At 47.2% G+C, this 15,152-nt stretch carries 13 protein-coding genes; all 13 read left to right on the top strand.

Translation table 11 applies throughout. From position 1 onward, the window contains the following. The first annotated feature begins 37 nt into the window (after positions 1 to 37). The 13 genes from dpaA (at position 38) to yfmH (ending at position 15,143) form a co-directional block, all read left to right on the top strand. Positions 38 to 937 (top strand): dipicolinic acid synthetase subunit A, encoded by a 900-nt coding sequence (gene dpaA / locus QMZ64_RS10315; protein WP_265627046.1) that lies wholly within the window; start codon positions 38 to 40, stop codon positions 935 to 937. Continuing rightward, positions 938 to 1,528: a dipicolinate synthase subunit B gene (gene dpaB / locus QMZ64_RS10310; protein ID WP_265627045.1), complete on the top strand. Its 591-nt coding sequence runs from the start codon at positions 938 to 940 to the stop codon at positions 1,526 to 1,528. A gap of 126 nt (positions 1,529 to 1,654) precedes the next feature. Then, the gene (gene asd, locus QMZ64_RS10305; RefSeq protein WP_025811420.1) at positions 1,655 to 2,695 is read left to right on the top strand and encodes an aspartate-semialdehyde dehydrogenase; all 1,041 of its coding nucleotides are present in this window, start codon (positions 1,655 to 1,657) and stop codon (positions 2,693 to 2,695) included. Between the two features lie 90 nt (positions 2,696 to 2,785). Further along, positions 2,786 to 4,000, top strand: a complete 1,215-nt coding sequence (gene dapG / locus QMZ64_RS10300) for an aspartate kinase (RefSeq protein ID WP_265627044.1) — start codon at positions 2,786 to 2,788, stop codon at positions 3,998 to 4,000. A gap of 30 nt (positions 4,001 to 4,030) precedes the next feature. Then, entirely contained in the window at positions 4,031 to 4,900 is an 870-nt protein-coding gene (gene dapA / locus QMZ64_RS10295) for a 4-hydroxy-tetrahydrodipicolinate synthase (protein ID WP_075752777.1), read from the top strand. A gap of 147 nt (positions 4,901 to 5,047) precedes the next feature. Beyond that, the gene (gene rnjB / locus QMZ64_RS10290) at positions 5,048 to 6,712 is read left to right on the top strand and encodes a ribonuclease J2 (protein WP_265627043.1); all 1,665 of its coding nucleotides are present in this window, start codon (positions 5,048 to 5,050) and stop codon (positions 6,710 to 6,712) included. A 102-nt stretch (positions 6,713 to 6,814) separates the two neighbouring features. Further along, positions 6,815 to 7,561, top strand: a complete 747-nt coding sequence (locus QMZ64_RS10285; RefSeq protein ID WP_165426997.1) for a ClpP family protease — start codon at positions 6,815 to 6,817, stop codon at positions 7,559 to 7,561. Then, positions 7,558 to 7,773: a YlzJ-like family protein gene (locus tag QMZ64_RS10280; protein ID WP_003181904.1), complete on the top strand. Its 216-nt coding sequence runs from the start codon at positions 7,558 to 7,560 to the stop codon at positions 7,771 to 7,773. The genes QMZ64_RS10285 and QMZ64_RS10280 overlap by 4 nt, the downstream gene beginning before the upstream one ends. Positions 7,774 to 7,892: 119 nt before the next feature. After that, complete coding sequence (locus tag QMZ64_RS10275; RefSeq protein ID WP_265627042.1) at positions 7,893 to 10,241, top strand: DNA translocase FtsK; 2,349 nt, start codon at positions 7,893 to 7,895, stop codon at positions 10,239 to 10,241. A 132-nt stretch (positions 10,242 to 10,373) separates the two neighbouring features. Further along, a complete protein-coding gene (locus QMZ64_RS10270; protein WP_243940350.1) occupies positions 10,374 to 11,099 on the top strand; it encodes a GntR family transcriptional regulator in 726 nt (241 codons plus the stop codon). Positions 11,100 to 11,233: 134 nt separating this feature from the next. Continuing rightward, on the top strand, positions 11,234 to 12,439 hold the full coding sequence (bcbE, locus tag QMZ64_RS10265) for a bacillibactin exporter BcbE (protein WP_243940352.1): 1,206 nt from the start codon (positions 11,234 to 11,236) through the stop codon (positions 12,437 to 12,439). Between the two features lie 140 nt (positions 12,440 to 12,579). Then, positions 12,580 to 13,860, top strand: a complete 1,281-nt coding sequence (yfmF, locus tag QMZ64_RS10260; RefSeq protein WP_301441297.1) for an EF-P 5-aminopentanol modification-associated protein YfmF — start codon at positions 12,580 to 12,582, stop codon at positions 13,858 to 13,860. Next, positions 13,857 to 15,143: an EF-P 5-aminopentanol modification-associated protein YfmH gene (gene yfmH, locus QMZ64_RS10255; protein WP_243940356.1), complete on the top strand. Its 1,287-nt coding sequence runs from the start codon at positions 13,857 to 13,859 to the stop codon at positions 15,141 to 15,143. The genes yfmF and yfmH overlap by 4 nt, the downstream gene beginning before the upstream one ends. The last annotated feature ends 9 nt before the right edge of the window (positions 15,144 to 15,152 follow it).

The raw sequence follows: 15,152 nt of genomic DNA, 5'->3' as shown, positions 1-15,152 counted from the left end.
TAGATCCTTGTCAAAAAAGAAGGTGAATGATAGAGCCATGTTAACCGGATTGACGATTGCAATCATCGGCGGCGATGCAAGGCAGCTCGAGATCATCCGCAAGCTGACGGAACAGGATGCAAAGGTCTTTTTAATCGGTTTTGACCAGCTTGATCACGGATTTACCGGAGCTACAAAACTAAAGCTGAACGAACTTGACTTTGGCACAATAGACAGCATTATTCTGCCTGTATCGGGCACATCGATGGAAGGAACGGTTGCGACTGTTTTTTCCAATGAAAAAGTGGTGTTAAAACAGGAACATTTAGAAAAAACCCCGCCTCACTGTGCGATTTATTCAGGGATTTCAAACCAGTATTTAGACGGCATGGCCAAAGGGGCGAACCGCCGTCTTGTCAAGCTCTTTGAAAGAGACGATATTGCGATTTACAACTCGATACCTACAGTTGAAGGTGCCATTATGATGGCCATACAGCATACAGACTTTACGATTCACGGCTCGAATGTGATGGTTCTCGGGCTCGGGCGGACGGGAATGAGCATCAGCCGGACGTTCTCGGCGCTCGGCGCACGCGTAAAAGTCGGAGCGCGCGACTCCGCCCACCTCGCCAGAATCATGGAGATGGGCCTCACTCCTTTCCACACAAACGAACTTGCAGAGCATGTTGAAAATATCGACATTTGCATCAATACCATTCCAAGCCTGATTCTCGATAAACACGTCCTCTCACGAATGACACCCAGAACATTAATTCTCGATTTAGCAACCCGTCCCGGAGGCACCGATTTTGATTTTGCCGAAAAACAAGGCATTAAAGCGCTGCTTGCTCCGGGACTTCCCGGGATCGTCGCGCCTAAAACGGCGGGACAGATCATTGCCAATGTTTTGTGCAACCTTTTGACTGAATTAACAACTGACCGAAAGGGGCTGTCATAAATGTCGATCAAAGGAAAAAGAATCGGATTTGGTCTGACGGGTTCGCATTGCACGTATGATGCCGTATTTCCGCAAATCGAAGCGCTGATCAACAAAGGAGCTGAAGTCAGACCGGTCGTCACGCATACTGTCAAGTCGACGGACACGCGCTTTGGAGAAGGGGAAGAATGGGTCAGGAGAATAGAGGAACTGACTGGATTTAAAGTCATTGATTCCATTCCGAAAGCGGAGCCTCTCGGACCGAAAACGCCGCTGGACTGCATGGTTGTTGCGCCGCTGACGGGAAATTCGATGAGCAAGCTCGCGAATGCCCAGACGGACAGTCCAGTTCTCATGGCGGCCAAGGCGACGATGAGAAACTCCCGTCCCGTCGTCCTCGGCATTTCAACGAATGACGCGCTCGGCTTGAACGGCGTCAACTTGATGAGGCTGATGGCGGCAAAAAACGTTTACTTTATTCCGTTCGGCCAGGATGATCCTTATAAAAAGCCGAATTCGCTCGTCGCCAAAATGGATCTTTTAGTGCCGGCGGTCGAAGAAGCGCTCTCCCATAAACAACTGCAGCCCATCCTGGTCCACAATGATCAATAAATCTTTTGAAAATAAAGTTGTAACAAAAAATATCAATCACCACGGCACACATCTATGTTAAAATAAAATGTAAAATGCATAGTCAACCAATCGTTTACGACGATTAAGGTGGAAGGAGTTTTACAATTGGGCAGAGGATTACATGTAGCAGTAGTTGGTGCGACAGGCGCTGTAGGACAGCAAATGTTAAAAACACTAGAAGACAGGAATTTTGAACTGGATAAACTGACTTTATTATCCTCAAAACGTTCAGCAGGTACGAAGCAGACTTTCAAAGGTGAAGAGTACACTGTAGAAGAAGCTCGTCCAGAGAGTTTTGAAGGCGTCAACATCGCGCTTTTCAGCGCGGGGGGAAGCGTTTCGCAGGCGCTTGCTCACGAGGCTGTCAAACGCGGGGCGATCGTCATTGATAATACGAGCGCGTTCCGGATGGACCAAAACACTCCGCTCGTCGTACCTGAGGTCAATGAGGCAGATTTGCACAAGCACAACGGCATTATTGCAAATCCGAACTGTTCAACAATCCAGATGGTTGTTGCGCTCGAACCGATCCGCAAGGCTTTCGGTTTAAACAAAATCATCGTGTCGACTTATCAGGCGGTGTCGGGAGCCGGAAACGAAGCGGTAAAAGAGCTCTACGGGCAAACCGAAGCCATTTTGAACGACAAACCGTTCGAGCCTGAGATCATGCCGGTGAAGAGTGATGAAAAACACTACCAAATCGCATTTAACGCTATTCCTCAAATTGATAAATTCCAGGAAAACGGCTTTACGTTTGAGGAAATGAAAATGATAAATGAAACGAAAAAAATCATGCACATGCCTGAGCTTCAAGTTTCAGCCACATGTGTCAGACTGCCGGTTGCAACAGGGCATTCAGAATCCGTCTACATCGAAACAGACCGTGATGATGTGACAGCAGAGGATATTAAAAATCTGTTAAAAGAAGCTCCAGGCGTCGTTCTGCAGGATGATCCGGCTGAACAGGTCTATCCGATGCCTGCAGATGCAGTAGGAAAAAGAGACGTGTTTGTCGGCCGGGTGAGAAAAGACCTTGACCGCCCGAACGGTTTCCATCTGTGGATCGTTTCCGACAACCTGCTGAAAGGCGCAGCATGGAATTCCGTACAAATCGCAGAAAGCCTAAAAGCTTTAAATTTAGTTTAAGATTTCTAACGGGATGTGAGAAGAGAGTGAGGCAAAAGTGAAAGCCTGCTCTCTTCTGTTACGTCCGAAATCAACTTGGAGTGAAATAAAGTGAAAATCATCGTTCAAAAATTCGGCGGAACGTCTGTAAAAGATGACCGCGGCAGAAAGCTTGCCTTAAGCCATATTCAGAAAGCGGTCAATGAAGGATACAAAGCGGTTGTCGTCGTATCGGCCATGGGCCGGAAAGGCGATCCGTATGCGACTGATTCATTGCTTGATCTGCTCTACGGCGGACAGGATACGATTACCGAGCGCGAGCAGGATATGCTTTTATCATGCGGTGAAACGATCTCTTCTGTTGTATTTGCGAGCATGCTTTTGGAAAACGGGATTAAAGCAGCTGCTTTAACCGGTGCGCAAGCGGGCTTTTTAACGGACAACAACCATACGAATGCAAAGATTCTCGAAATGAAGCCTGAGCGGCTTGTCAGCATGCTGGCCGACCATGATGCGGTTGTCGTCGCAGGATTCCAAGGCGCGACTGCAAAAGGGGACATCACAACGATCGGCCGCGGCGGAAGCGATACATCGGCCGCTGCGCTCGGTGCGGCGCTGGACGCGGAATTTATCGATATTTATACAGATGTCGAAGGCGTCATGACCGCTGATCCGCGCATCGTTGAAAAAGCGAAGCCGCTGCCTGTGATTACCTATACGGAAATCTGTAATTTAGCCTATCAGGGGGCTAAGGTGATCCACCCGAGAGCCGTTGAAATCGCAATGCAGGCGAAAGTGCCGATCCGCGTGCGTTCAACCTATTCAAACGAGACGGGTACGCTCGTCACAAGCCATCACAACTCAAAAGCCGGAAGCGACGTTTTTGAGCGGCTTATCACAGGCATCGCCCATGTGAAAGACGTGACACAGTTTAAAGTCCCGGCAAAAGAAGGACAATATAACGTACAGACTGAAGTGTTTAAAGCGATGGCGAATGCCGGCATCAGCGTCGATTTCTTCAATATTACACCAAGTGAAATTGTCTACACGGTGGCTGGTAACATGACCGACCGCGCCTCTGGCATCCTGAAAGAATTGGGCTATGAACCGGGCGTGACGAGAAATTGCGCGAAAGTGTCAGCAGTTGGCGCGGGAATTATGGGCGTTCCGGGCGTTACCTCAAAAATCGTTACCGCTTTATCAGAAAAAGGCATTCCGATCTTGCAGTCTGCTGACAGCCATACGACGATATGGGTGCTCGTGCACGAGAAAAATATGGCAACGGCCGTAAATGCGCTGCATGAAGTGTTTGAACTGTCAAAATAAATATGATTGAATCATGATGAGGTGAAAAAAATGAATTTCGGAAATATCGCAACCGCAATGGTTACGCCCTTTGACAAAAATGAAAATATCGATTTTCAAAAACTGTCAAAGCTGATCGATTATTTAATAAACAATGGGACGGATTCCCTGGTGGTTGCCGGAACAACCGGAGAATCGCCGACGCTTTCCGAAGAAGAAAAGGTAGCGCTCATTCAATATTCCGTCAAGGAAGCGGCAGGCCGCGTCCCGATCATCGCCGGCACGGGAAGCAATAACACGAAAGCGTCGATCAAGCTGACAAAAAAAGCTGAAGAAGCCGGCGCTGACGCCGTCATGCTCGTCACTCCGTACTACAACAAGCCTTCTCAGGAAGGCATGTACCGTCATTTCAGAGCGATTGCGGAGGAAACGTCACTGCCTGTCATGCTTTATAATGTACCGGGAAGAACGGCTGCTTCGCTCGCACCGGAAACGACGATCCGCCTTGCGGAGATCCCGAATATCATTGCGATTAAAGAAGCGAGCGGCGACTTAGATGCGATGACAAAAATCGTAGCTGAAACCCCTGAGGACTTTGCCGTTTATTCAGGAGATGACAGCCTGACACTGCCGGCGCTGTCCGTAGGAGCGAGAGGAATCGTTTCCGTTGCATCACACATCATCGGACCGGAAATGCAGGAAATGATCAAACATTATACAGAGGGGAACACGGCTCAGGCTGCTTTGATTCATCAAAAGCTGCTTCCGCTGATGAAAGGGCTTTTTGCCGCACCGAATCCGTCTCCATTAAAGACGGCTCTTCAGCTGAAGGGTCTTGACGTCGGATCCGTCCGGCTCCCTTTGATTCCGCTAAATGAAGATGAACGACTCCGTTTAAGCAGCCTGATGAACGGCCTGTAAAAAACAATACGGACGAAAACGGTCATTCTCTTTTGGAGGGGATGACCGTTTGTCATATACATAATGGTTCTTGTTTTCTAAATTTAGATTCAGGTATAATAGGGACAAGTGATGATGGACGGGTACTTAGATTAGGAGGATTACAATTTGAAAAAAAATACAGAAAATATTAGAATCATCGCCTTAGGAGGCGTCGGAGAGATCGGAAAAAACCTTTATGTCATTGAAATCGATTCTGACATATTCGTGGTTGACGCCGGTCTCATGCATCCAGAAAATGAAATGCTGGGTATCGATGTGGTCATTCCTGACATTTCATATTTAATTGAACGATCTGACCGCGTAAAGGCGATTTTTCTCACACACGGGCATGAGGAAAACATCGGCGGCGTATTTTACTGCCTGAACAAACTTTCTGTGCCTGTTTACGGAACGAAGCTGACGCTCGCCCTTTTAAAGGAAACGCTGAAGCAGTACGGTGTAAACAAAAAGCCCGATTTAAGAGAAATTCATTCAAAATCCGTTATTACATTTGAATCGACAAAGGTGTCATTCTTCAATACAAATCACAGCATCCCGGATTCCGTCGGTGTCAGCTTTAAAACATCCCTCGGGTCCATCGTATGCACAGGCGATTTTAAATTTGACCAGACACCTGTTTTAAACCAGACAAGCGACATCGGCGAAATTGCCAAAATCGGCAACAGCGGTGTGCTGTGTCTGCTTTCCGACAGTGCCAACGCCGAGAAACCGGGCTATACGCCTTCAGAAGCAGTCGTCGGCGGAGAGATATCCGATGTGATGTACAATGCCGAAAAACGCGTCATTATTGCCGTGTTCGCGTCTAACTTTAACCGGATTCAGCAGGTCATTGATGCCGCGCTCCAAAACCGCAGGAAGCTTGCGGTTTCAGGAAAAAATATTTCGTCGATACTCCAGCTGGCGATGAAACTCGGGTATGTCACTGCAGATGAAGATCTGTTCATCCCTGTCCAGGAAGTTAAAAAGTATCCGAAAAGAGAAGTCGCGATTTTGACAGGGGACAACCATGGAGAGCCGCTCGCCGCATTGACCAGGATCGCAAAACAAGGGCATAAGCAGCTTGACATTGAGGAAGGGGATACCGTCCTGATCGCATCCTCCCCTATTCCGGGTCAGGAGCTTGTCTACTCCAAAGCGGTCGACCTCTTAACAAGAGCGGGCGCGCAGGTCGTATTCGCCCAAAAACGCGTCCATGTATCAGGCCATGGCTGTCAGGAAGAGCTGAAGCTGATGCTCAACTTGCTGAAGCCGAAGTATTTAATCCCAGTAAACGGTGAATTCAGAATGCAAAAAGCGCATTCCAAGCTTGCCGAAGAAATCGGTATGAAACGGAGCGACATTTTCCTGATTGAAAAAGGAGACGTCGTGGAATTCCGCGGACAAAACGTGAAAATCGGCGATAAAGTGCATTCAGGCAATGTTTTGATCGATGGACTCGGTGTCGGCGACATCGGCAATATCGTGCTCAGAGACCGCCGTCTTCTGTCCCAGGACGGAATCTTAATCGTTGTGATTACCCTTGATAGAAAGAAAAAACATCTTGTATCAGGACCCGAAATTATCACGAGAGGTTTTGTCTATGTCAGAGAATCTGAACAGCTGATCGTTGAAGCGACGGAGCTTGTCAGAGAACTCGTCAACGAAAGCACAGAAAACGCCGTCGTCGAATGGTCCGCCTTAAAACAGGCGATGCGTGACGCATTAAACCAGTTCCTATACGAAAAAACGAAACGAAAACCAATGATCATTCCAATCATCATGGAAGTATAAAACCAAGAGATTTCTCTTGGTTTTTTTTCATGCCTTTTGCGTTGAATGAAAAAAACGCCATTGTCCATAATACAAAAGAAACTCGAGAAAGAGGTGAGCCAGATGGACTCAAACCGGATACAAAACGGGGACAGCCAGGGGGAGCAGCCGGCTAAGCCGGACGCAAAAGACAATCTCGTCAACAAAATCCAGCAGCTCGGCGAAACGACACTCCCGCAAATGGGTCAGGATACGAACATTCACTGTCTGACCATTATCGGGCAAATTGAAGGTCACGTACAGCTTCCTCCCCAAAATAAAACAACAAAATATGAACACGTGATTCCCCAAATCGTTGCAGTAGAGCAGAATCCTAAAATCGAAGGGCTGCTCATCATCTTAAACACGGTCGGAGGAGACGTTGAAGCGGGCCTTGCGATTGCGGAAATGCTGGCGTCTCTGTCAAAGCCGACGGTCTCTATCGTGCTGGGCGGCGGACATTCAATCGGAGTTCCAATTGCAGTGTCCTGCGACCATAGCTATATCGCTGGAACAGCGACGATGACGATCCATCCGGTCAGACTGACAGGGCTTGTCATCGGTGTCCCGCAGACATTTGAGTATCTCGATAAAATGCAGGAAAGGGTCATCAATTTCGTGACAAGTCATTCGAACATATCGGAAGACAAATTTAAAGAACTGATGTTTTCAAAAGGCAATTTGACCCGCGACATCGGAACGAATGTCGTAGGAAACGATGCCGTAAAATACGGATTAATCGATGAAACCGGCGGAGTCGGACAGGCGATTCAAAAGCTGAATGAATTAATCGAACAAAACAAGGGCGCCCAGGAAGGGATGATCCAATGATTCTGTATACGACAATGCCGCAGGAAATCGTGTTCGCAGGGCAAGCGGAAAACTCGAACTTAAAACAGATCGATGTCAACGGCGTGCCCCTTTTAGTTGAAATGAACGGAGAGGAAGCAAGAGTCGTCCAAGTTCTTAGCACGAACCCGATGGATTTTTTAAAACAAGAAACGGCACCTGGACAGACGCTTAAACTGACATTTTATAAATAGCTGAAGTGTCGCAAGGATAAATATGCTATAATAGGGGAATCCAGAGGAAAATCGCAGCCGAAAAAAGGCTGCTTTCTCTTTGTTTTTACATTTTTTAACACGCAGTAAGGTGATGGAACATGGCAAAAAGAAAACGAAAATCAACAAAGAAACAAAAACAAGGAAAAAAACGGATTCATCTTAAATTTGAATTGTACGGATTAATCTGTATCGCCATCTCGATTATTGCGGTTTTGCAGCTTGGCGTAGCAGGGCAAACGTTCATTTACATGTTCCGCTTTTTCGCCGGTGAATGGTTCATCCTTTGCTTTCTCGGCCTCTTTTTAACGGGCGTGTCTTTATTTTGGAAGAAGAAAACACCCAGTTTTTTGACGAGGAGAAAAGCGGGCCTTTACTGCATCATCGCAAGCATGCTGCTTCTTTCCCATGTCCAGCTGTTTCAGCATTTGACCGAAAGGGGAATCGTTCAGTCTCCGAGCGTGATCCAAAATACGTGGGAGCTGTTTCTGATGGATGTAAAAGGCGAGACAGGATCACCTGATCTTGGAGGCGGAATGATTGGAGCCGTTTTATTTGCGGCGTCATACTTTCTGTTTGCATCTGCAGGGTCTAAAATCATCGCCGTCTTCCTGATCTTGATCGGCCTTCTTTTGATTACGGACCGTTCGCTGCAGGAGACGCTGATCAAATGGATGACCCCGGTCGCGTCCTTCATTAAAAACCAGTGGCAGGCCTTTTTAGCAGACATGAAACAATTGAAAAGCAGCTCGCCCAAAAAGAAATCAGGAAAAAAACAAAAGGCGCAGAGGAAACCGAAAGTGTCTGAAGAGCCTGTACAAGAAGCGGAGCCTGAACCAGATCCGGTGATTCAGTCAGAACCGATTATTTCAAGCTTTTCCGACCGTGATGAAAAGCCCGAAGTTCAAGCGTACGAAGCTCAGGCGCCTGCCCCTGCAGAGCATTCTCCTGAGCCTGATACGGGTGAGGACATGCAGGCTGCAGCCGCGCCCGAGATCACGTTCACAGAGCTTGAAAACAAGGATTATCAGCTTCCGACGATTCAATTGCTGGATGAGCCGAAGCACACAGGGCAGCAGGCGGATAAAAAGAATATTTACGACAATGCCAGGAAACTGGAAAAGACGTTTCAAAGCTTCGGAGTTAAGGCGAAAGTCACCCAGGTTCACCTCGGCCCGGCCGTGACGAAATATGAAGTCTACCCTGATGTGGGCGTCAAAGTCAGCAAAATTGTCAATTTAAGTGATGACCTGGCTCTTGCGCTCGCGGCCAAAGATATCCGCATCGAAGCCCCGATTCCCGGAAAATCGGCGATTGGAATCGAAGTCCCGAATGCGGAAGTCGCGATGGTTTCCTTGAAAGAAGTGCTCGAATCGAAACTGAATGACCGGCCGGATGCAAAGCTGATGATCGGCCTCGGCCGGAACATTTCCGGAGAAGCTGTATTGGCAGAGCTGAACAAAATGCCCCATCTTCTTGTTGCAGGAGCGACAGGAAGCGGGAAAAGCGTCTGTGTCAACGGGATTATTACAAGCATTTTGATGAGGGCAAAGCCCCACGAAGTGAAGATGATGATGATCGACCCGAAAATGGTCGAGCTCAACGTCTACAACGGGATTCCGCATTTGCTCGCGCCCGTCGTGACAGACCCGAAAAAAGCATCGCAGGCTTTGAAGAAAGTCGTCAACGAAATGGAGCGGCGCTACGAATTGTTTTCTCACACGGGAACGAGGAACATCGAAGGGTATAACGACTATATTAAACGGATGAATGCCGCAGAAGAAGCAAAGCAGCCGGAGCTGCCATACATCATTGTGATCGTGGACGAGCTCGCCGACTTGATGATGGTCGCTTCCTCTGATGTAGAAGACTCGATCACAAGGCTTTCGCAAATGGCCAGGGCGGCGGGAATCCATCTGATCATCGCGACGCAGCGGCCTTCGGTCGATGTCATTACAGGGGTCATTAAAGCCAATATTCCGTCAAGGATCGCTTTCAGCGTATCGTCGCAGACCGACTCCAGAACGATTCTTGATATGGGAGGCGCTGAAAAACTTCTCGGCAGAGGGGACATGCTGTTCCTGCCTGTCGGCGCCAACAAACCGCTCCGCGTCCAAGGGGCCTTCCTGTCAGATGAAGAAGTTGAAAAAGTTGTCGATCACGTCATCAGCCAGCAAAAAGCCCAATATCAAGAAGAAATGATTCCAGAAGAGACGCAGGAAACGGTCAGCGAAGTGACAGACGATCTTTACGACGAAGCGGTTGCGCTTGTCGTCAGCATGCAGACGGCGTCCGTGTCCATGCTGCAAAGAAGATTCCGCATCGGCTACACAAGAGCGGCGCGGCTTATCGATGCCATGGAAGAGCGGGGAATCGTCGGCCCTTATGAAGGTTCAAAACCCCGTGAAGTCCTCTTGTCAAAAGAGCAATACGAAGAACTCTCTTCTTGAGAAGAGAGTTCTTGTTTTACATAATTTCATTATGTAAACTAGAAAACGTCTATTTATTTATTTGACAAAACATGATATAGTTATCCTCAATTAAAGGTAATTTGAATCTGATCTGTCAGACGGAGGGAAAACATGTCGATAAAAGCTGACAATCAACGGTTATGTTTAAAAGTGATTGATCGGATAAAAGATGATATTCAAAATGGGGTCTTTTGCGAGAATGAACGGCTCCCGTCTGAGTTTGAGCTGTCAAAGATGCTTGGTGTGAGCAGAACGGCTTTGCGAGAAGCGCTTAGAATGCTGGAAGAAGAAAACGTCATCATCAGAAGGCATGGAGTCGGACATTTTGTAAATGCCAGACCGTTATTTCTATCTGGTATTGAGCAGCTGAACAGCGTCACAAAAATGATCGAGCAGGCAAGCATGACGCCGGGAACCATTTTTATGTCTTCACAGGTTAGCGCTCCTACCGAAGAAGATATGCTCCGGTTTCAATATGCGGAAGAAACCGAGATCTTTTTGCTTGAGCGGGTGAGAACGGCAAATGGAATGCCTGTTGTCTACTGTCTTGATAAAATACCTGTGGATATCCTCCCGGAAGGCTTTTCACACGAGCAGGAATCGATGTTTGAATGGCTTGAGGACAAATCCGGCGCCGTGATCAGCTATGCTGTTGCCGATATTGTGCCGATCGGGTATCACGACACCATTTCTCAAATTCTCGAATGCGATCCTGAAACATCTTTGCTGCTGCTCAAACAGACTCATTATGACCAAAACGATAAGCCCGTTTTATATTCTTTAAACTATTTTCGGGCCGATAAATTCAGATTTCACGTCGTCAGAAAACGTTTTTGATATACGGGCGCTCGATTAGGAGCGGCTGTTTTTTTTGCCCATTAGCGCCCATACATAAATAAGCCCGCATCACGGAACAATAACAGATGGAAATACTGATGAATTGGGTGAAAAAGTTGAGCAGAAAAAAAGACATGAAAAGCATTGTTGCGCTGTCTTCGGTCCCGCTTGTGATGACGCTCGGCAATTCGATGCTGATTCCGGTTTTGCCGGTGATCGAAAAAAAATTAAACATTTCTTCGTTCCAAGTGTCGCTGATCATCACGGTTTACTCAATCGTGGCGATTTTATGCATCCCGATTACCGGCTATATGTCAGACCGGTTCGGAAGAAAAAAGATCATGCTCCCATGTCTTGTGATCGCGGGAGCTGGAGGAGCTCTGGCGGGTTTGGCTTCAACTTTTTTCAAAGATCCGTTTGCGATGATTTTAGCCGGGCGCGTTCTTCAAGGAATCGGATCAGCCGGCGCAGCGCCGATCGTCATGCCGTTTATCGGCGATCTTTTTCAAAATGATGAAGAAATCAGCGCGGGACTCGGAGATATAGAGACGGCCAATACTGCCGGTAAAGTATTAAGCCCGATATTAGGGGCTTTTTTAGCATCTTGGGTTTGGTACATGCCATTTTGGTTTATTCCGATCGTGTCTCTCGCCAGCTTTTTTCTCGTCTTGTTCTTTGTTCCCAAACCGAAGGACAAAGATGATGAAAAGCAAACATTAAAAAACTTCGCCAAGAGCGTACAGGAGATATTTAAACGGGAAGGACGATGGCTTGTTTCCATTTTTGTCATCGGCGGGATCATTATGTTTCTTTTATTCGGGGTTCTCTTCTACCTGTCGGATACTTTGGAGAAGCAGCATCACATTGACGGGATTGCAAAAGGAGCGCTTCTCAGCATTCCGCTGCTTTTCCTTTCCGTCAGCTCCTACCTTGCCGGAAAGCTGATCGGAAACGACAAAATCAGGATGAAGGCCTGCGTACTGACCGGCATGGTCCTGCTGTCTCTGTCGTTTGCCGGTTTGTGGTGGAACCACAGCTTTTACCCGTTGTTTTTATTTATGTCCATCGGCGGCATCGGCATCGGGATTGCACTCCCTTCCTTGGATGCGCTGATTACCGAGGGAATTGAAAAAGAAGAACGCGGCACGATATCTTCGTTTTACAACAGTATGCGGTTTATCGGGGTTGCGCTCGGACCGCCGGTATTCGCCTATATGATGACAAATGCGGATTGGCTGATATTCATCGTATCGCTTTTGTGCGGTTTAGCCGCCTTAGCACTTGTGCTGTTTAATATCGACCCGAAAGAAGACGAAAGTGAAGCGGCAAAGACGGTGTAAATCTGCACCGTCTTTTTCATAAGGTTTTTAGTTTCCTTAAATCTCCTCCAGTTGATATAATTACAACCATACAGTCCAAGCGCATATGCTGAAATGTGGTCATAATACATAATATAAACAAGGACGAAGGAGGTTCTAGTATGACATACCTTAACGAAATAAAAGGAAAGCACCGCGGATTGACAAGCCACATCGTCAAAACGGAAAAATTCAAAACCGTCTCGATTATTTTTAAAATGCTTGCTCCTTTAACAAAGGAGGATGTGACAGAGAGGGCGCTTTTTCCGCATGTGCTTTTGCGGGGAACGGGCAGCCGCCCCAAAACTTCAGAACTCAGAACGTATCTTGATGAACTTTACGGCACTTCCGTATCATGCGACCTCTCCAAAAAAGGGGAAATGCATGTCATTACATTCAGGCTCGATATCGCAAACGAAAAATTTTTAAAGGATCAGACACCGCTTCTGGAAAAAGGGCTCGAGCTTTTGTCAGAGATCATTTTTTCGCCGGCGCTTGAAGACGGGGCCTTTCTGCCGCTGTACGTGTCTCAGGAAAAACGCACATTAAAGCAAAGAATACAGGCGGTTTATAACGACAAAATGCGCTATTCAAATTTGAGGCTGATTCAGGTGATGTGCAAAGAAGAGCCATACGCGCTTCACGTCAACGGAGAGCTTGATGATGTGGACGGCATCACGCCTCAAAGCCTGTATGAAGCTTATCAAAAAGCGGTCACAGAAGACCAGCTCGACATTTACGTCGTTGGGGATGTGGATGAAAAGCAGGTGAATTCGTACATTTCCAAATACTTCGAAGTAAACGAGCGGGAGCTGAGACCCGTTCCCAAGCTTGAGCAAATCCGCGCAAAGGAGCCTCAGGAAGTCGTCGAGGATGCGGATGTCAAGCAAGGCAAGCTGAACATGGGATTTCGGACGGGAACGCATTTTGCGGATGATGATTATCCGGCGCTTCAGCTGTTTAACGGATTGTTTGGCGGATTTTCACATTCAAAGCTGTTTATTAATGTCAGGGAAAAGGCCAGCCTTGCCTATTATGCGGCTTCCAGAATCGAAAGCTTTAAAGGGCTGTTGATGGTGATGTCGGGGATTGAAGTCGGCAATTATCAAAAAGCCGTCGACATCATCAAGGAGCAGTTCCAGGAAATGAAAAAAGGCAGCTTTACAGAAGAAGCGATCGACCAGACGAAAGCCGTCATTAAAAACCAGATTCTTGAAACGCTTGATACACCGTACGGCTTAGTCGAATTTATTTATCAGCAGGCTGCCGCCCAAACCGAATTTTCTCTGGAAGACTGGCTGGGACGAATCGACAACGTCACAAAAGCCGAGATTATCGAAGTCGGGAAGAAAATCGATTTGGATACAACGTACTTTCTCAAAGGGACGGAGGGAGCATCTTGACGAAAACGATCGAATTTAAACAGCTGAAGGAAACATTATATTACGAAAAAATGCCTGGCGGTCTCGATGTCTATGTTCTTCCGAAAGAAGGATTTAACAAGACATATGCGGTCTTTACGACAAAATACGGATCGATTGACAATCAGTTTGTCCCGCTTGGAAAAGAAGAAATGGTCCGTGTGCCTGACGGAATCGCACACTTTTTGGAGCATAAGCTCTTCGAAAAAGAAGACGGCGATGTTTTTCAGCAATTCAGCAAGCAGGGAGCTTCGGCAAATGCGTTTACCTCCTTCACAAGAACAGCTTACCTGTTTTCGAGCACGTCCAATGTGGAAGAAAACTTGGAAACGCTCGTCGATTTTGTGCAGGACCCTTACTTTACGGAAAAAACGGTTGAGAAGGAAAAAGGCATCATCGGACAGGAAATCAACATGTATGACGACAACCCAGACTGGCGTCTATTTTTCGGCTTGATCGAAAACATGTACCAGGAGCATCCTGTCCGGATTGATATCGCAGGCACGATCGAAAGCATCTCGCATATTACAAAAGACCTTTTGTACGAATGCTATGAGACGTTCTATCACCCGAGCAATATGCTGCTGTTTGTCGTCGGTCCGGTCGATCCCGAAGCGATCATCCGCCAGGTCCGCGAAAACCAGCAGAAAAAGCCGTATACAGACCAGCCTGAAATCGTCCGCAAAGAAGTTAAAGAGCCTGGAGCCGTATTCAAAAAAGAACAGGAAATTAAAATGAATGTTCAAAGCTCAAAATGCCTCGTCGGTTTAAAAAGCGCTCATCCGACGAATACGGGAGAAGCCCTGCTGAAGCATGAGCTGACTATCAACCTCATCCTAGAGTGCCTGTTCGGCAAAAGCTCCAGCGATTATGAAAGAATTTATGAAAAAGGGTATATCGATGAGACATTCAGCTATGACTATACTGAAGAACACGGATTTGGCTTCGTCTCTGTCGGCGGCGATACGCCTGAGCCCGACAAGCTTGCCGAGGAGCTGAAACAAGTGCTGTTCAAGGCGAAAGAAACGGTCACAGCCGAAAAGCTGGAGCTGGCTAGAAAGAAAAAAATCGGCAATTTCTTAAAATCGATGAATTCGCCTGAGTATATCGCCAACCAGTTTACACGGTACGCTTTTCTGGAGACGAGTCTGTTTGATATCGTGACCGTACTCGAATCGATTACGCTTGAAGACGTTCACCGCGTCATTCAGGAAGAAATCGAAGAAGACAGAATCACCGTCTGCAAAGTCGTTCCAAAATCATAAAGCAAGGTT

The organism is Bacillus sp. LB7 (genome assembly GCF_030449715.1).
In the GTDB taxonomy this organism is placed as follows: domain Bacteria; phylum Bacillota; class Bacilli; order Bacillales; family Bacillaceae; genus Bacillus; species Bacillus paralicheniformis.
Note: the sequence above shows the minus strand (reverse complement) of the source record. Positions and strands in the feature narration are given on the sequence as shown.

Coding starts and splice junctions, on each gene's coding strand:
- QMZ64_RS10285 (WP_165426997.1), top strand. CDS start 6,815: ATGGACTCAAACCGGATACAAAACGGGGACAGCCAGGGGGAGCAGCCG.
- yfmF (WP_301441297.1), top strand. CDS start 12,580: ATGACATACCTTAACGAAATAAAAGGAAAGCACCGCGGATTGACAAGC.
- bcbE (WP_243940352.1), top strand. CDS start 11,234: ATGAAAAGCATTGTTGCGCTGTCTTCGGTCCCGCTTGTGATGACGCTC.
- QMZ64_RS10280 (WP_003181904.1), top strand. CDS start 7,558: ATGATTCTGTATACGACAATGCCGCAGGAAATCGTGTTCGCAGGGCAA.
- dpaB (WP_265627045.1), top strand. CDS start 938: ATGTCGATCAAAGGAAAAAGAATCGGATTTGGTCTGACGGGTTCGCAT.
- dpaA (WP_265627046.1), top strand. CDS start 38: ATGTTAACCGGATTGACGATTGCAATCATCGGCGGCGATGCAAGGCAG.
- QMZ64_RS10275 (WP_265627042.1), top strand. CDS start 7,893: ATGGCAAAAAGAAAACGAAAATCAACAAAGAAACAAAAACAAGGAAAA.
- dapA (WP_075752777.1), top strand. CDS start 4,031: ATGAATTTCGGAAATATCGCAACCGCAATGGTTACGCCCTTTGACAAA.
- QMZ64_RS10270 (WP_243940350.1), top strand. CDS start 10,374: ATGTCGATAAAAGCTGACAATCAACGGTTATGTTTAAAAGTGATTGAT.